The organism is Aeromonas sp. Prich7-2, assembly GCF_017939255.1.
Taxonomy (GTDB): Bacteria; Pseudomonadota; Gammaproteobacteria; order Enterobacterales; family Aeromonadaceae; genus Aeromonas; species Aeromonas caviae.
Genome location: NZ_JAGKRI010000211.1, coordinates 1 through 293, shown reverse-complemented (window position 1 = coordinate 293; position 293 = coordinate 1). Strand labels below are relative to the sequence as shown.

The 293-nt window shown below is 51.9% G+C and carries 1 protein-coding gene; it reads left to right on the top strand.

The features are described from left to right. Position 1: 1 nt before the first annotated feature. A partial coding sequence (locus J9892_RS25215; RefSeq protein ID WP_348521187.1) for a transposase occupies positions 2 to 293 on the top strand: 292 nt, incomplete at its 3' end.

Here is a 293-nt window from a genome sequence, read left to right as displayed (position 1 = left end):
GGTGTTTGAGCCCGTCAACAGCTTCAAAACCAATCAGACCAAGCTGGCAAGGCTCCAACGCCAGTTGAGCAAAAAGGTAAAGTTCAGCAGCAACTGGAAGAAACAAAAAGCCAAGATCCAGCGGCTGCATTCACATATCGCCAATAGCCGCCGCGATTACCTTCACAAGGTCACAACGACTATCAGCAAAAACCACGCGATGATCGTCATTGAGGATTTGAAGGTTGCCAGCATGTCAAAATCAGCAGCGGGCACGACCAGCCAGCCGGGGCGCAACGTCCGGGCAAAATCAG